This window comes from Pseudomonadota bacterium (genome assembly GCA_041395565.1).
In the GTDB taxonomy this organism is placed as follows: domain Bacteria; phylum Pseudomonadota; class Gammaproteobacteria; order UBA9214; family UBA9214; genus UBA9214.
This window is the reverse complement of sequence record JAWLAI010000010.1, coordinates 108743-125243: the sequence shown is the minus strand read 5'-3', so window position 1 is coordinate 125243 and position 16501 is coordinate 108743. Positions and strand designations below refer to the sequence as shown.

Here is a 16501-nt window from a genome sequence, read left to right as displayed (position 1 = left end):
TTGTCGTGCAGCCGCGCCAGCCGAAGCGGTGCTCAGACCCTGGGTGCCGTTCCGCCGGCGCATGCGCGCGGTCTGGAAACTGCATGTTCCCTGAACGCGGCAGTCGGGACACGCACGCGGCGCTGCGGATTATTTCCCGCACTACGGGCAATATTACGCAACTGCAGCGGGGGCGCGCCCGCCCGCCGCCGCGATTGCAGCGCTCCGGGCAATTGGCACCGTTGCTGCATGGCAGCAGGTGGGACCTGGATGGACAGGTCCGCATCCGGACAGGAGGACAGCCATGCATACCTTACCCGAACTTCCCTATCGTCACGATGCACTCGAGCCCTATCTCTCGCGTGAAACCCTCGATTACCACTACGGCAAGCACCACCGCGCCTACGTGGACAAGTTGAACGAACTCGTCAAGGGTACGGACTTCGAGCAGGTGTCGCTCGAGGCGCTGGTCCGTGCCACCCGGCCTGCAGCAGATCGCAGCAGCGCCGTGTATAACAACGCGGCCCAGGCCTGGAATCACGCCTTCTACTGGCGCTGTCTAACACCACAGGCCGCCCGGCCTGCAACGCAGCTGCGGGAAGCGCTCGCCGCACGCTTCGGTTCGCTGGATGATTTCCAGCTGCAGTTTGCGCGTGCAGCGGTCAGTACCTTCGGTTCCGGCTGGACCTGGCTCGTGGCTGCGGACGGCGGGCGGCTGGAAATCGTCAGCACTGCCAACGCGGATACCCCGCTGGCAACAGGCCAGGTGCCGCTGTTGGCGTGCGACGTCTGGGAGCACGCCTATTACATCGACTACCGCCATGCGCGCGCCGAGTATCTGGCTGCGTTCTGGAAGCTCGTCGACTGGAGCTTCGTTGCCGCGAACCTGCAGCAGGTGCAGCCGACGTCACACGCCGCCTGAATTCGCGCGCCAGCCGTCAGGCGGCACATCAGCTGTCAGTGAAGAGTTTTTCGATGGCGGCGAGCGTGGCCGTGCGCGCGATGATCATGATCTCGGCGCCGGCCTGCCAGACGGTGTCGGCTGCGGGCAATTCGGGTCTGTCGGCGCGGTAGCAGTTCCAGTATCAGCGCAAGCACCGGAATTCCGCAGACGCCCGGGCCGGATGGCAGGGCTCAGCGTCCCGATGTTCCCGCGTCGCCCGGCATTGTCTAGTGCTCCCCTGGCGCGGTCATCCACCGCGCGATCAGTGGACGGATGGTGGTGCCCTGAACCAGGATGGAGAACACCACGATGCCATAGGTGATCGCGACGATGGCGTCGCGGATGTCGCCGGCGGGCAGCGACAGTGCCATGGCCACGGACAGCGCGCCGCGCAGCCCGCCCCAGACCAGCACGGGCAGCGCACCAGCATCGAAGTGATGCCGGCGCCGCAGCAGCAGCCACGGTAGGCCGGTGCTGATGCCGCGGGCGATCAGGGTGACGGGTATCAGGACGAGGATTGCACCGAGATAGACGCCGTGCGACGGCAGGGCGAGGATTTCGAGCCCGATGAGCAGGAACAGGATGGCGTTGAGGATATCGTCCACGACCTGCCAGAACAGGTCCAGCCGGTCGCGTCCGGCCAGCGTCAGCGCATGTCGGCGACCCTGGTGGCCCACGACGAGTCCGGCCACGACCATGGCAAGCGGTGCGGAGACGTCCAGCTGCCGTGCCAGGGCAAAGCCGCCACTGGCCACCGCCAGTGAGAGCAGGATGACAGCGGTGTTGTCACCGACCCTTTGCATCAGGTAGAAGCTGCCCCAGCCCAGCGCGGCGCCGAGCAGGATGCCCCCGAACACCTCCCGGGAGAAGATTGCCAGTATGGCGGGCCACGAGGTCGTGGCATTTTGATAGGTCATCGCGAAGAACAGGATGAACAGCGTCAGCGAGATACCGTCGTTGAACAGGGACTCGCCGGCAATCTGGATCTCGAGGGTGCGCGGCGCCCCCACATGCTTGAGGATGGCGAGTACGGCCACGGTGTCCGTCGGCGAGATCAGCGCACCCAACAGCATGCAGGCCGCCACCGGCGCCTGCAGGCCGATCCAGTGCAGGGTGCCGTAGGCGATGGTGCCGATCAGCAGTGTGGAGAGCAGTGTCCCGACTGTCGCCAGCGCCGTCACGACCCAGGCGCTGTGGCGTAACCGGCCGACATCGATCTGCAAGGCGCCGGCGAACAGCAGGTAGCCGAGCATGCCGTGCAGCAGCGTCTTCTCGAAATGCACCTGGGTGAGCAGGGCGCGCGCCGGCCGGCTCAGGTCCACGCCGAGGTGATGCAGGCTGATCAGCAGCAGCGAGAACAGCAGCGCCAGCAGCATGATGCCGATCACCGCCGGTTGCCTGAGCCAGCGATCGTTCAGGTAACCGAACAGCGCCGTCAGCGTCAGCAGCAGCGCCAGCAGGTTCCAGAAATCCATGTGCTCCCAGGCAGGCATGGTCAGTTCCCCTCCTGGTCGGAGCGTGTATCCGGTGCGGAGGACAGGGTCAAGGGGGGCGGCGGGATAACGGTTGCTGACCGTGGGTGAAGGGGCTGGCTGGCAGACATGGGTCACTCCTTGCCGGAATCGCTGTCGATTGCCGCATGCGCTAACGCGGGGCGTTGAGGGCTGACAGCGTCGGATACGGTCAGTGACGGGTTTGATTCCTGCGCACAGGTTTTGTTCTGTGCAGGGTGCGGGATGTCGGGGCGGCGTGCGCCTTCCGCGACCACCGGCCGGCGCGTCTGTACTACGGGCAGGTGTTGGTTACGACGGCATCGCTGCAGTGCGACGGGCTGCGCGCAGCGAGCGCGGCAGGGCCTGCGTAGCGGGAATCGTGACGGCAGCGCGTTTGGCGCTGGGCGGTCCGGGCTGCGGCAGTCCGCTGCTTCAGGCGATCTGGAAGTGGCCGGCCAGGTTGTTCAGCAAGAGTCGGGACCGCAGCTCCTCTGAACAGTTGACGAGCCGGATACGGCTGCAGTGCCGGGCGCATTTGTGCTGCAGCATCATCAGCAGGGCCAGGCCGGAATCGCGGATGACGCGGGTATGCTGCAGATCGATCTCGATGTCGTCGATCAGGGTGTAATTGGCAACGACGGCGGTGTTGGCGAATGCCGCGTGCAGCTGGACATCGAGTGTTTCGCACACCCAGATCTTCAGGGTTCGCCGGGTTCCATTCAATACGGTCCTGATCTGCATCGTTCCTTCTCGGAGCGGGAGCATCCGCTTGCCCCTGGCCCGGACCCCGCACCATCCCACCGATTACGGTCAAGCCTAGGGGATTGTCCGCTATGAAAGTATCCGGATAACTACGTAGTCGGCATGCATCCCGGGGCGGTCACCCTGCCGCACGCAGTTTCCCGCTGGACCGATTCCAGGTCGCAGGCGCAGGACGGACAGCGCGGGGAGCGGTGTGTAGAATGGTCCGGCGGCCGCGTCCGGGCGGATGTCGCCGCGGTTCCTGCACCTGGCGGAGATGCATCACATGCAACAGACTGACTACGACGTGCTGATTGCCGGCGGCGGGCCGGCAGGGCTTGCCTGTGCGCGGTTGCTGGCCGATACCGGACTCACTGTCGCGGTCGTCGAAAAGACCGACGCACGGACGCTGGCGGATCCCGCCTATGACGGGCGCGAGATCGCACTCACCCACTTGTCGCGCCGGATCATGCAGCAGGCGGACATGTGGGACCGGATCGATCCGGCGGCGATTGCGCCCGTCGCCGCCGCGCGGGTCAGCAACGGCGATTCGCCGTACGCACTGCACTTCGATCGTGGCGTATCCGGTGTCGGGAGCCTCGGCTTTATGGTCTCCAACCACCTGATCCGCCGCAGCGCCTGGGCGGCGGTGCAGGACTGCCGCCGCGTCACGCTGCTGACCGACGCCGAGGTGTGCGCTGCCGGCAGCGACCGGCAGCAGGCCTGGATCAGGCTCGCCGATGGGCGCACGCTGACTGCGGCGCTGCTGGTGGCGGCGGACAGCCGCTTCTCCGCTGTGCGGCGTATGCTGGGGATCGCGGCTTCGATGCACGACTTCGGGCGTACCTGCATCGTGTGCCGGATGGCCTGCGAGTCGCCGCATGCAGGCATCGCGTGGGAATGTTTCCAGTACGACCGTACGCTCGCCGTGTTGCCGCTCAATGGCAACTGCTGCTCGGTGGTCATCACGCTGGATGCGCAGGACAGCGCTGCCGTGCTCGCCATGCCGCCGGCGGAATTCGCGCATGACATCGCGCGTCGCATCGATCACCGCCTGGGTGCCATGCGCCTGGTCAGCGCGCTGTTCCCGTATCCCCTGGTGGCGGTCTACGCCGAACGCTTTCATGCCCGTCGCTGCGTACTGGTGGGCGATGCGGCCGTCGGCATGCATCCGGTGACGGCACACGGTTTCAATTTCGGCCTGCGCGGCGCGCACACCCTGGCGCAGGCAGTGGGCAGGGCGCACGCCGCGGGCCGGGACTTTGCCGGCGCGGGTGTCCTGCACGGCTACCACAGCGCGCATGTCCGGGCGACCCGGCCGGTCTATCTCGGCACCAATGCGCTGGTGCGGCTGTATACCCGGACGGATCCGCTGGCGCGGGTGGCGCGGCGCGCCCTGCTGGTGGCGGGCAATCGTCTGCCCCCGTTGCGCCGCCTGATCACGAACCGCCTGACCGAGGTGGCCTGACGCGCAGGCCTGGCGCCGGCACGGGTTGCGGTTGCGCGGCAGGGCAGCGTCGCGTTCACGCGGGCAGGCAGCGCCGGTGTCCCTGTGCGACACTGTGTCGCAGGTAAGCGCAGGATGCCCCCGGTTAAGATGGAACTGAAGGCGCACACTACGAATGCGTCCATTACCAGGGGGAAATTCCTATGTTTCGTTATCTGCCTGTACTGGTGGCCGGCGCCGCCGTATTCGCTACCCAGGTCCATGCCTGCGACTACTGCCTCATCGGCCAGGGTATCTCACCGCTCCAGACGCAGACCGGCGCCGGCGTGCGGGTGGCGCAGCGTTACACGCTGCTCGATTCCATCTATGCGGGTGACAGCGAACTCGGCAATCCCGGTGTCACCGAGGAATACTGGACGACGGAAGTCTCTGGTTTCTACAGTGTCTCCGAGCGCCTGCTGGTACTGGCCACGCTGCCGCTGCGCCAGACCCGGGGTAACGGGGAGCTGGCCATAGGTCCCGGCGGCGACCCGGAACGCGAGGATATCACCGGCGACGCCCGCGGCATCGGCGACCTGTCGCTGCTGGGGCGCTACACCTTCCATACCAGGCATACCCTGGACAGCACCACCTTGCTGGCCGGCGTCCTGGGCATCAAGCTGCCGACCGGCAGTACCCGCCGGCACGGCGACCAGGACGAATTCCTCGATGCCCATCTTCAGCCCGGTACCGGCTCCACCGACCTGTTGTTCGGCGTCTCGGTCGATCACGCACAAGGACGCCTGGCACTGTCCGCCAACCTGCTGGCATCGATACCGGGCAAGGGTGAAACCGGCGATCTCTCGCATCAGTTCGGCCATTCGCTCAACTACGACGTGACCGGCAAATACCGGCTCACCCCGGCCGCCAGCGGCAGCGGCGCGAATGCCCTGTTTGTCGCGCTCGGCGTGAATGGCGAGGTGCGCGGCAAGGAGAAACTCGACGGCGTTACGCTGGATGACACGGGCGGGCACACGATCTACCTGACACCGGGCCTGCAGTATCAGGTGGCGCAGCACTGGATCTTCGAGTTCACCTACCAGCATGCCGTGTATCACGACGTCAACGAGATCCAGCTGGGCGAGGACTACAAGCTGTTCGGCGCCGCCACCTACCTGTTCTAGCGCCCAAGCCATGCGCCTGCTGATCGCCCTGACGCTATGGCTGGCCGTGCTGCCGGCGGCGGCGCTGGATGATGCCACCCTCGCGACCCAGCAGATGCAGCGGCTCGCGGAAGCCGCGCCGGACTTCGTGCTGTCGGGGCGCGCGGGCGAATCGCTGCAGCTCGCCGCCCTGCGCGGTCGTCCGGTCATTCTGCATTTCTGGGCGACCTGGTGTACGTCCTGCCGCCAGGAACTCCCGCTCATACAGGCGCTGGCGGAGCGGCTGGCGGACGCCGATGTCGCGGTGGTGCTGGTTGCCATCGACGGCCGCGACGCCGCGCCGGAGATCGGCCGCTATGCGGCGGACCTGGGCGTGACCCTGCCGGTTTACCGCGCCGGGGATGGCGAGATCAGTCCGCGCTACTGGAGCTGGGGTGTCCCCATAACCTATCTGATCGATCGTGACGGTGCCATCGCCGGTCGTGCCCTGGGGCCGCGGGAATGGACTTCCGCCGGCATGCGCACGCTCATCGACCGCTTTGTGGCCCGCCAGAGCCAGCCCTGACGGCACCCCAGGGCCGACATGCTCCGGCCGGCAGGATAAAAAAACCCCCGTCTTGGACGGGGGTTCAGGATTCAGACGCAGACGCACCCGCTGGAATTTCGTCTGGTCTGATTGGCGGTGCCGAACTCGGGGAAGTGGTCAGGCACCGCGCATACCATGCTGTGAATGTCAATGACCGATAGGGACCTCGTCGATCCATTCAACCCTGATATTGTTCAGGCGCCGGTCGGGGATTTTGCGATTGTCCCGGGACGGAGTGTCGGTAACCCCGGTGAACTTCCGGCGGTCCGTCAGCCGTTGTCTGCGATCTTTCCGGGCATCCATTGCCGCTTGCTCCCCTGTTGTTCTTGTCATCGCCTCGTTCCGCGGCCGCAGGCCGACGGGGAGGGTGCGGTGTCATGCCCCCGCTTGCAGCGGATCATACCACGCTCCGCCGGGTCCGGCCTGCCGTCAGCTAGGCGTGCTGCGGGTCGTCCTGCGACCGGGTCAGGCGCGTGTGGCGGGACTTGACTCACCGATTCCTACATTACTGAAGTTGCCATCACAGTGGTATGGCGACTCTGTAGATTCGGAGTCAAGCGTCGGTAGAAAATGAGTAAAACGCCCTGATTCCGGCGTCGGAATCAGACCACGAGCTTGTAACCGAAGCCCTTGACGTTCTGAATCAGTTGCGGCGCCTGCGGATTCTGCTCGATGCGATTACGCAGGTGATAGATGCACTGCTTGACATCGACACTGGTCGCCCGGCCCTGGCCTTCCCACACATGATCGATGATCTCGGCGTTGGTGAAGACGCGCCCGGGATCGCTCGCCAGCAGCTTCAGCATTTCGTATTCCTTGGGCGAGAGCGGGATGTCGTTGCCGTCGATCGCTACCGATTTGGAACGGTCATCGATGGTGATGTGGCCGCACTGCATCAGGTCCGGTGCCGCCTGCACCACACGCCGCTGGATGCTGCTGATGCGCGCCTCGAGTTCGCGTATCTCGAAGGGTTTGCGCAGGTAATCGTCGGCGCCGAGTGACAGGCCGGTAACGACGTCCTCGGTGTCGCCCAGTGCGGTGAGCATGATCACGGGGACGCTGCTTTGCGCGCGTACGGCCTCCAGTACCGCCCAGCCGTCCAGCTTGGGCAGCATCACATCCAGGAGAATGAGCTCCGGCTGCGCCTCCTTGAACTGCCGCAGCGCATCCAGTCCATCACGCGCGATCACCACATCGTGGCCCTTGGCCTCGAAATAGTAGGTCAGCAGGTTGCTGATATCCGCGTCATCTTCAACGACAAGAACCTTCATCGGATGTCCATGGTGTTGTTGTTCAATTCGACCCTGCGGCATTGCATTCGGACCTGTCAGCCGGCGGGGCGTTTGATCTTGTTCCGGCGCGGTGGTGCAACGGCTTTCCCGCCGCTGATCGATCGCAGTTCGGGCAGATCGATGAAGAAGGTCGTGCGCACACCGGGCTCGGATTCGAAGTCAATCACACCATTGTGCTTCTGGACGATGAGCTTCGCAATACTCAGGCCCAGGCCGATGCCGCCTTTCTGTTCCTGATGCCTGTCATTCAGCTGCGTGAACTTCTCGAAGATCTCGGGACGGAACTGCTCCGGAATGCCGGGACCCTGATCGGAGACCGCGATCCGGATCATCGGATGCCGGCGGCACACCGCGACCTCGACCCGGCTGCCCCGCGGCGAGAACTTGATCGCGTTCGACAGCAGGTTCGTGACGGCCTGCATCAGGCGTTCCGCGTCGCAGGTTATCCGGACATCATCCAGCGCTTCCACCAGCTCGATACTGATGCCGGACTGCTCGGACAGCGTCCTGTTGCTTTCGATGGTTTGCTGGATGAGCGGCATGAGCTTGAGCGTCCGGAGGTGGAAGTTCATCCTGCCCGTCGACATTTTCTCGAAATCCAGGATGTCGCCGACCAGCCGCACCAGCCGGCCGCTGTTGCTGTAGGCCATCTGGATCAGTCGGCGCGCCTGCTCCGGAATCGGCCCGCCGTCACCCTGCATCAGCATGCCGAGGGAGCCGAGCACCGAGGTCAGCGGGGTGCGCAGTTCATGGCTCACGGTGGTGATGAATTCCTCCTTCATGCGTTCGGAAGACTTCAGTTCCGTGATGTCCCAGGTGACGCCCAGGTAGTTGATGAGCTGTCCGTTGCCATCCTTGACGGCATTGATGGTCAGCCACTGGGGATAGATCTCACCGTTCTTGCGCCGGTTCCAGATCTCGCCCTGCCACTGGCCGTTCTCGATGATCGCCTGCCACATATCCCGGTAGAACTCGCGGTCGTGGCGGCCGGAATGCAGGATGCGCGGCGTCTTGCCCAGCACCTCCTCCCGGCTGTACTGGGTCATCGCGGTGAAGGCGGGGTTGACGGAGAGCAGGGCGCCCTGCGCGTCGGTGACCATGATGCCCTCATTGATATTTTCGAATACGCTCGCCGCCTGGCGCAGCTCGCGTTCCGCCTGCCTGCGGGCGGTGATATCGCGGATGATATGCACCCGCAGGTGGCGGCCTTGCACGGTCACGTGGCTCAGGGCGAGTTCCATCGGGAAACAGGCCGCGTGTCCGCATCTGGATGTATCCTCGCAGGAAGTGAGGGGGAACGGCTCCCTCACGGTATCCATATTGCCCGCGACCAGTTCCTGGTAACGCGCCCGGCAGCAGTTGCCGAGCAGGTCCGTGAACTGCTGTCCGACCAGGGTCCGTTCCTGCTGGCCGAACAGCGCATCGGCGGCAGGGTTGGAGGACTCGATCCGGCCCGTGTCGTCGACCGTGATGATGCCGTCGACCACGTTGTTCATGATCGCATTGATGCGTGCGGAACTATCGCGCAGCGCCTCGCGCTGGCGCATGGTGCGCCGCACCAGTTCCACGCTGAGTCCCGATGCCAGCAGGGCGACGAACAGCATGAGGTAGAGCTGCTTGAAGTGCCAGCGTTGCTGCGACTCCAGCAGATGATCCCGCACCTCTACGGCTTCCTCGAGCGAGAGCAGCAGCTGCAGGCAGTTCTGGAAGGCCTGGTCCATGCGCGCCATGGCGGTCGCGGCCGTGGTCTCCTTCTCCCGGATGGCTTCCTGTTCGGCGCCGCCCGTGCGCAGCTGCTCGCGCTGCTCGGCCTGGACGAGGATCTCGTTCGCGTAGCGCATCAGCCCGGCCTGCTCGCGCTTGAGGCTATTGACCAGCGGCTGCAACTCGCTGTCACTGACGCTCCAGCGTTCGACCGCGGTCAGCGACTGCTCGTAATCCCTGGTGTAGCGCGCCAGTGCCTGCCGGTTGCGCTCGACGTAGTAGTGTTCCAGCACGTCATTGCCGGGCCGGTTGAGGTTCTGCAGCGTCAGTCGCAGGATGTCGAGATCATCGTGCCAGGCATGGATCTCGTTCGTATCCTCCCAATTCGTCTGGATTTCCATCAGCAGGTTGCCGCTCCAGGCGACGAAGGCGAGGATGGTCATCCAGGCGAGGATATAGGCAGCTTTCACCGGTGGCTCCGGAATATCTGGTTCTCTTGGTTGCTCCCGGCGGGACCGGCGCGCGGCGCGTCCGTGAGCATTTATATATTGGTTATACTCGATTTTTACCTAAATTTGGAATGCCTGGCGGTTTTCCGGCAGTCAAACCGCGGCCCCAGCGCCGGAAACGCCCGGTCAGGGGGTGGCGGGGCGGCCGGGCGGGAGGTGCCGGTCCGGGACCGTGTCGTTCCCGTTCTGCAGGCCCCGGAGCGCCGTGGTGGCAGTGAACACGGCGTGACGGAAGGCGTTGGCACGCACGGTGCGGCTCTGGCCCCAGCTGCCGTCCGCCTGCTGGGCCGACACCAGCAGCTGCAGGATATCCGGCAACAGTTCCTGCAGCGGTGCCTCGATGAACGCGGCCGTCAGCGCGAGTTCCGAGAGCAGATCGATGTTTTCCTCTGCCGCGGCCCAGGCGATCGCCTGGACGAGGTATGCAGCCAGCGCGGCGCGGCGCCCGTCCAGCCAGGGTGGTGCCGGTACGCTGCCGAAATCGGTCAGCGCCACGATTTCATGCACCAGTCCGTACAGCGCCAGCTCGGCGGCGCGGCGCTGGGCCGGATCGGCAGTGCCGGCTGGGAGGGCGGGGGGATGCCCGTCGGCGATGCGTGCGCTGCGGCTGGCGGCGAGCGCGGCGGGCAGGGAAATGCCGGGCTCCGCGTCAAGGCGCGTCAGGTACAGGGCGATGCTCAGCCGCTTGCTGGGATCGCAGCGCGGAGAGTTGGCCAGTGCCCATTGGGCCTGGGTCACGATGAGCGGTTGCAGTGCCGTCGGGTTGCCTGACTCGCGCATCAGGTAGGCCGCCAGCACCAGATGATAGTAGTCGGTCAGCTGTTTCTGTCCGGCGGCGGTCCACTGTGCGAATTCGGGCAGTGCCCCGAGCGTGGCCATCCGTGCGGCGAAGCGGGCGGAGAAGCCTGCGCGGGCGGTGGGGTCCCCAGGTTGCAGCGACAGTACCCGGAAGCCGACGCCTTCATCGAGGATGTCGGCCAGTCCGCCGTCCGCGATGCTCGCCGGGTGCCGGTCGATCCAGTCGAGACCGCGTGCAACGGCCGTGGCGGTCTGGGCGCGTGTCACCCCGACCGCCTCCGCCGCGGCGTTGCAGCTGCCAGCGAGCTGCAGCGCGGCGAGCAGCGCCGCCGCCATGCACCAGAGCCGGGTGCCTGGCATGCCGCACGCGCCTGCCGGGCGAGTCGGGCGCCGGCGGTACACACCGCGGTTGCCGGTCACAGCCGTTCCTGCAGGCAGGCCCTGATCTCGTCATCGGTCAGCACGACGGGATTGGTCTTCATGCTGCTGCCGCGCGCGTGCGCGACCACGTGATCGAGACCGGCGCCGGTCAGGCCGTATGCGCCAAGCCGTGGCAGCTCGAGGCGCGCGGTCCAGTCCGTGAGGAGTTTGACCAGCGCCCGCCAGGCCGCCTCGCGACTGCTGAACGTCTGGCCGCAGAGGATGGCGGCCGCCTCGGCGTATTTATCGAGTGCGATAGCGTCCGTCGCGCGCGCCCTGAGGGCCTCGATGTTGACGGCGGTACAGGTGGCGACCAGCGTACCGCAGACCACGCCGTGCGGGATCGGATAGCAGGCGCCCAGCGGCGCTGCCAGGCCATGCACAGAGCCCAGCCCGCATTGGGCGAGGGTGATCCCCGACAGCAGCGCGGCATAGGCCATGCGCGCTCGGGCGGCCGGCAGGTCCGCGCCCCCGCTTTCGTACCATGGCAGCAGGCCGTCGCGCGCAGCCTGTAGGCCGCTGGCGGCGAGCGAATCGGTGAAGGCATTGGCGCGCAGCGATACGAACGATTCCAGCAGCTGGGTCAGCGCATCCATGCCGTTGGCGGCGATGACGTGCGGCGGGCAGGTCGCCAGCAGATCGGGATCGACCACCGCGTATTCGGCGACCAGTTGGTCGGCGCGGAACGATTTCTTGAAGCCGTCGTGGCCGGCGGTGCTGAGCACGGCATTCTTGGTGGCCTCGCTGCCGGTCCCGGCGGTGGTGGGCACGGCGATCAGCGGCACGGTCGGGCCGGTATAGGGCAATTCGGGTCCGACCCCCTCGAGATAGTCCATGACGCTGCGCTGGACCCGCAGCAGGCCGGCGATCGCCTTGGCCGCATCCAGCGCGCTGCCGCCGCCCACGCCCAGTACCACGTCGATGCCGGAATCGGCATGTTCCGCCACGATGGCGTCGATCAGCTGCGGCGAGGGTTCGCCCGCAATGCCGACATGATGCCAGGTCAGCGACCGTGCCCCGAGCGCGGCGAGCAGCGTCTCCCAGCGCGGGGTGCCGGGAAAGGAGCGTGCGCCGGTCACCAGCATCACGACGCGGCCGTGGCGGGCGACGATCTCCGCGACCCGGGCGAATGCGCCGCTGCCGAATTCGATACGCGGCAGGCGCGCGATGGAGAATGCGCCCGGGGTCACTAGCCTTCCTGCGGGCAGAGGCCGGTATAGGCATCGCCGCGACGCGGCTCTGCCATCCAGTCCGCCACGGCGTCCCGCCACGCCAGGTAGTGCGCCGTGTCCTTGTGCGCACGGGCGTCCGCTGCGCTGGCATAGGCCTCGTAGAGGACGAACCGCGTCGGATCGTCGGACGACTGCAGCACGTCGAAACGGCGGTTGCCCGGTTCCTGTACCGCGGCTGCGTGATTACGGCGCGTGGCCGCGATGAATGCATCGACATGCCCGGGTTTCACGCGTACGTGCACGAGGGTTACATGCATGGCCGGTACCTCCGTCTGCTGGCGGGAGATCGCCCGGGGCATGCGTGACCGGCGGGCGCTGCCGCGGCCCGGGCTGCCGCCGGTCCGCAGCACCCGCGCCTGCGGGCAGGCTCCGGGTGCTGTCGCGGACTATGGTAGTCCATTTTCCGGTGCGCCGTTAAACCCAGCCACCGGTCGCCATGGCCCGCCGGCCAGGCGTGGCGCGCGCCAGCGGAATTGCGTAATCGCACTGTCCGGCCGGCGGGCAGTTGCTACAATGGGCGCGTCACGACATCCCGCGGTCGTCGCCGGCGGCGGAGCGCCCGGATGTCAGTAACGACATTGATGACACGGCCTGCCGCGGGAATGCGGCGGGCCCCAACCTGGAGCCGTTGCTATGTTGCGAAACCTGCTGTTACTGCTGGCCGCGCTGCTGTGCCTGCCGACCGTCACGCTGGCCGGGGACCTGGCCATTCCCGCCGACAAGGAGGTCATTCATTTCGAGACGAAACTGGGTACGGTGACGTTCCTGCACAAGATGCATGCCGAACTCAGTGTCACGGAGTGCACGACCTGTCACCACACCCTGCAGGCCGGCGACGACCGGGTCAAGGCCTGCCATGAGTGCCACGGCAGCGCGGACGGCACGGCGCCGAAGGTCAAGACGGCGTTCCACTCGACCTGTGTCGGTTGCCACGAGTACACGGTGGCGCACGGTGGCGAGGCCGGGCCGCTGGAGAAGAAGTGCAAGCTCTGCCACGTCAAGTGATTCCGCCCGCTGCGGATGGACAAACGGGGCCGCAAGTCGCGGCCCCGTTTTTTTGTGGCGCAAGCCCGCAGGATAAGGGTCAGAAGTGGTAGCGCACGGACGCTGTAACGACATGGACGTCGTAGTCCGCTGTCTCCTCGTCCAGTAGCAACAGGTTGTTGACACTGTCGGCCTGCAGGTTGTCCAGGGCCCAGTTGTCCGCGCGATAACGTTCGTAGCGGTAGCCCAGACTCCAGGACAGGTTCCTGCGGTAATGATACAGCGTCCAGAGCTTCAGGCTGCTCAGCGTGGACGCCAGGTCGGGGAAGGGATCGACGGTGAACGGCGGGGCGAGATTCGTGAGCGTGACCGCGCCGCTGGTGCGGGTGTAGGCGAGGTCGGCCCCGATGTCCCACTTGCTGCGGATGCCGGAGATGCGCGCGCCGAGTCCCGCGCTGTGCACGGTGTCATCGAAATCCGCATTCCAGTCGGGCACAGGCGTGCCCGCCTCGCTGCCGGCCTGGCTCGATTCGATGGCCTCGCGCGTGTACCAGGCATGGGTGGTGACGGCGTCGTGCGGCCGCCAGGCGACGTCCACTGTCCAGGTCGGCCGGGTCGCCGCGGTCAGGCCGATCACCGAATTGTCGTAGTCCTCGCGGATATAGTCGGCGCTGGCAGTGAGGTCCAGCCGGTCGGTGGGCATCACCGTGAGCGCTGCGCCGGTCCGGATGCGGTCGCGGTCGGCCAGGTGGTACTTGCGCAGGGCGGGGTTGTCGCCGATCGGGGGCTGGTAGTTGCTGCCGTCGCGCCTGCCGGTCTCGGCATGCAGGTCGAGGTCGACCTTCTCGTGCGGTTCCACCTTCCACTTCGCGAACAGGGTATGTTCCTTGGTGTCGGCGCGCTCGGCGTTCGCATAGTCGCGCGACATATCGTCGTACTGGTAGCCGCCGCGCAGGCTCATCGCGGTATTGATGCGGTAGTTGGCGGACAGGTCAAGCTGGTTGCGCGCGTAGCCAAGCGGACGGTTGGCCAGCGGCGTGCCGGGGTCGGAATCGGCCACGATGTAGTCGTAGGTGTCGATCGGCGAGTTGTTGTCACGCGCATCGTGACGGTAACGGGCATTCAGGCGCAGCCGGCTCGCCGGCCGGCTGCTCAGCGCCAGCTGGGCTGTCGTCACCCAGACCTCGCCGTCGAACGACGTGCGCGGCAGCGGTGCGGTGACGACGGCGGGATTGACGGTGTAAGGCAGGAAGGCGTCGTTCTGGGACATGCGGCCGCGGGAGAGGAAAGCCGTGACCTGGCTCTTGTAGGGCAGGGCGTAACTGCCCGTGAGCGTCAGCTGATGAAACTCGTTGTCAGGTTCCAGCGCCTGACTGCCGAAGCTGCCGGGTGCGAAGGGGTCCTCCCAGGTCAGCGCGCGGTTGCCGTTGTCGAACAGTGACAGGTGATAGCCGAGCTCGAGGCTGCCCTTGCCCCGGGCATAGTTCAGGGTCACATCCACCAGCCGGGTGGTGTAATCGATGGGTTCGGGCAGCAGTGCCGCCGTGGCGTTGCCGAGCAGGCCATTCCCGCCGCCGCCGCCACCGCCGTTGCCACCGCCGCCGTTGCCACCGCCGCCGTTGCCACCACCGCCGTTACCACCACCGGCACCGTTGCTGATGACGCTGCCGATCCGGTCGACGCCGCCCCGGGTTTCGTGGCGATAGGCGACGTCCAGGCTCCAGTGGCGGCGCGGGATGAAGGTGGCGCCGAGCCCGATGCGTTCGCGCGTGGTCTCGATGTCGAAGGGCAGCAGGAGACCGTTCACACCGGCCATGCTGAAGCCGGCGGGCAGCGTCAGGGTGCCGGTGCCGACCCCCAGGAACGGGGTGCGCGCGGTATCGGTCTCGTTGTTGGGCAGCCTGTCATACTCGAGGAAGTAATGCTGCCGGCCGCGCTGGCCGGCTTCCAGCCGCAAGTAGCGCGAATCCAGGCCCAGGTTCGTGCCGCGTGCACGCCAGAAGCCGCCGTCTTCCGTGTAGTGGCGCGCATCGATGTCGCCGAGCAGGAACGGGCCGGCGTCGGTCAGGCCGCTGTAGCGGCCGAAGCGGAAGGCGTCGGCGCTGCTGTAGCCGAGGCCGAATTCCACCGCGCTGTACAGCGGCGGTGCGGATTCCTCCGCGGCGGCCACGTCCTGGGCGTGGCCGGTCAACGGGTGCAGGGTCGTGCACAACAGGCTGATGGTCGCTATGTACGGTTTCATGGCCGGTTACCTGTAATGGGTTTCGTGGTCGGCTCAGCGCAACAGGAACGCCCCGGACGGGTGATTCGAGCCGTGGACCTGAGAGTGGCAGTTGCTGCAGCTCTCGCCGACTATGAAGCGGCCGCGTGCGGGGTCGGGATCGACATAATCCAGCAACCTGCGGTAATGCTGCCGGCCCCCGGCGCCGGTATCGCTCTGGTGGCATTGCTGGCAGAGCTGCGGGCGCTGCCGGTTCAGCAGATTCTCGTGGACGGAACCGTGCGCCTCGTGACACAGGGTGCAGTCCTCGGTGACCGGGAAGTGCTCCCACAGGAAGGGCCCGCGCTTCTCGGCGTGACAGGTGTAGCAGGTCTCGTTGATGCCCGGCTGCTTCAGATCGGCCGCCGCCACGGTGCCGTGCGGGTCGTGGCAGTCGCTGCAGATCACCTTGGCGTCGCGGATCGGATGGGTGGACGGCCGGTAGGTCTGGGCCTGCACATCCTTGTGGCACTTGAAGCACACCTCGGCCTGGGTCGCACGGTCCAGCACGCCACTCGGTGTGTGGATGCCGTGGCAGCTGGTGCAGGCCAGGTCCTCGCTCTCGTGGGTGCTGCCGGGCCAGTGCAGCTTTTGTGCGGCATGGCAGTCCAGGCAGATGTCGTTGCGCATCTCCACGGACTCGCCGAACTTGCCGCGCAGACTGATGATGCAGTTGCCTTCCACGTCGAAATGGATGGTGCCCGGGCCGTGGCAGGTCTCGCAGCCGTGGCTGCCGAACGGGGTGCGCGCATCGGCCGGCTGGCCGTGCGGGTTCGCGCGCATACCCTCGACCTTGTCTTCATGGCATTCGCTGCAGACGTCCACGCCCATGATTTCCCCATCCGCCATGCCTGCGCAGGGGTTCTCGTCGGCGGTTTCCGCCGCGGCGCCAAGTGCGATCGCACACCACGCGAGCAGGCAGATCGGCAACAGTCGTTTCGGGTTCATGGTGTGCGGCTCTCCGGTAGGGG

14 protein-coding genes are annotated in these 16501 nt (G+C 66.3%); 5 read left to right on the top strand and 9 right to left on the bottom strand.

Features of this window, described 5'->3' with window-relative positions:
* Nucleotides 1-283 precede the first annotated feature (283 nt).
* Nucleotides 284-901: a superoxide dismutase gene (locus tag R3F42_15690; protein ID MEZ5543460.1), complete on the top strand. Its 618-nt coding sequence runs from the start codon at nt 284-286 to the stop codon at nt 899-901.
* 248 nt (nt 902-1149) lie between these two features.
* Here R3F42_15690 and R3F42_15685 read toward each other — a convergent pair whose 3' ends face one another.
* The gene (locus R3F42_15685) at nt 1150-2415 is read right to left on the bottom strand and encodes a sodium:proton antiporter (protein MEZ5543459.1); all 1266 of its coding nucleotides are present in this window, start codon (nt 2413-2415) and stop codon (nt 1150-1152) included.
* A gap of 432 nt (nt 2416-2847) precedes the next feature.
* Nucleotides 2848-3156, bottom strand: coding sequence for a hypothetical protein (locus R3F42_15680; GenBank protein MEZ5543458.1), 309 nt, complete (start codon nt 3154-3156; stop codon nt 2848-2850).
* Nucleotides 3157-3442: 286 nt separating this feature from the next.
* Between R3F42_15680 and ubiM the strand changes: the two genes are divergently transcribed.
* The 3 genes from ubiM to R3F42_15665 all read left to right on the top strand — a co-directional run bounded on the left by ubiM (nt 3443) and on the right by R3F42_15665 (nt 6310).
* Nucleotides 3443-4624, top strand: a complete 1182-nt coding sequence (gene ubiM / locus R3F42_15675) for a 5-demethoxyubiquinol-8 5-hydroxylase UbiM (protein ID MEZ5543457.1) — start codon at nt 3443-3445, stop codon at nt 4622-4624.
* 182 nt (nt 4625-4806) lie between these two features.
* Nucleotides 4807-5766 carry a transporter gene (locus R3F42_15670; protein MEZ5543456.1) on the top strand — a complete coding sequence of 320 codons (960 nt, stop codon included), beginning with the start codon at nt 4807-4809 and terminating at the stop codon, nt 5764-5766.
* Nucleotides 5767-5776: 10 nt separating this feature from the next.
* On the top strand, nt 5777-6310 hold the full coding sequence (locus tag R3F42_15665; GenBank protein MEZ5543455.1) for a TlpA disulfide reductase family protein: 534 nt from the start codon (nt 5777-5779) through the stop codon (nt 6308-6310).
* A 623-nt stretch (nt 6311-6933) separates the two neighbouring features.
* On the opposite strand, the gene R3F42_15660 is transcribed toward R3F42_15665, so the two are convergent.
* The 5 genes from R3F42_15660 to R3F42_15640 form a co-directional block, all read right to left on the bottom strand.
* Nucleotides 6934-7602 carry a response regulator transcription factor gene (locus R3F42_15660; GenBank protein MEZ5543454.1) on the bottom strand — a complete coding sequence of 223 codons (669 nt, stop codon included), beginning with the start codon at nt 7600-7602 and terminating at the stop codon, nt 6934-6936.
* Between the two features lie 56 nt (nt 7603-7658).
* On the bottom strand, nt 7659-9797 hold the full coding sequence (locus R3F42_15655) for a PAS domain S-box protein (protein MEZ5543453.1): 2139 nt from the start codon (nt 9795-9797) through the stop codon (nt 7659-7661).
* Nucleotides 9798-9962: 165 nt separating this feature from the next.
* Nucleotides 9963-10994, bottom strand: coding sequence for a hypothetical protein (locus tag R3F42_15650; GenBank protein MEZ5543452.1), 1032 nt, complete (start codon nt 10992-10994; stop codon nt 9963-9965).
* Between the two features lie 56 nt (nt 10995-11050).
* Nucleotides 11051-12244 (bottom strand): iron-containing alcohol dehydrogenase, encoded by a 1194-nt coding sequence (locus tag R3F42_15645; GenBank protein MEZ5543451.1) that lies wholly within the window; start codon nt 12242-12244, stop codon nt 11051-11053.
* Nucleotides 12244-12543 carry an antibiotic biosynthesis monooxygenase gene (locus R3F42_15640; protein ID MEZ5543450.1) on the bottom strand — a complete coding sequence of 100 codons (300 nt, stop codon included), beginning with the start codon at nt 12541-12543 and terminating at the stop codon, nt 12244-12246. The genes R3F42_15645 and R3F42_15640 overlap by 1 nt, the downstream gene beginning before the upstream one ends.
* 376 nt (nt 12544-12919) lie before the next feature.
* On the opposite strand from R3F42_15640, the gene R3F42_15635 reads away from it, so the two are divergent.
* Nucleotides 12920-13291 (top strand): cytochrome c3 family protein, encoded by a 372-nt coding sequence (locus R3F42_15635; GenBank protein ID MEZ5543449.1) that lies wholly within the window; start codon nt 12920-12922, stop codon nt 13289-13291.
* A gap of 79 nt (nt 13292-13370) precedes the next feature.
* On the opposite strand, the gene R3F42_15630 is transcribed toward R3F42_15635, so the two are convergent.
* Together R3F42_15630 and R3F42_15625 are read right to left on the bottom strand one after the other, a co-directional pair.
* Complete coding sequence (locus R3F42_15630; protein MEZ5543448.1) at nt 13371-15512, bottom strand: MtrB/PioB family decaheme-associated outer membrane protein; 2142 nt, start codon at nt 15510-15512, stop codon at nt 13371-13373.
* Between the two features lie 33 nt (nt 15513-15545).
* Nucleotides 15546-16478 (bottom strand): DmsE family decaheme c-type cytochrome, encoded by a 933-nt coding sequence (locus R3F42_15625; GenBank protein MEZ5543447.1) that lies wholly within the window; start codon nt 16476-16478, stop codon nt 15546-15548.
* Nucleotides 16479-16501: the final 23 nt, after the last annotated feature.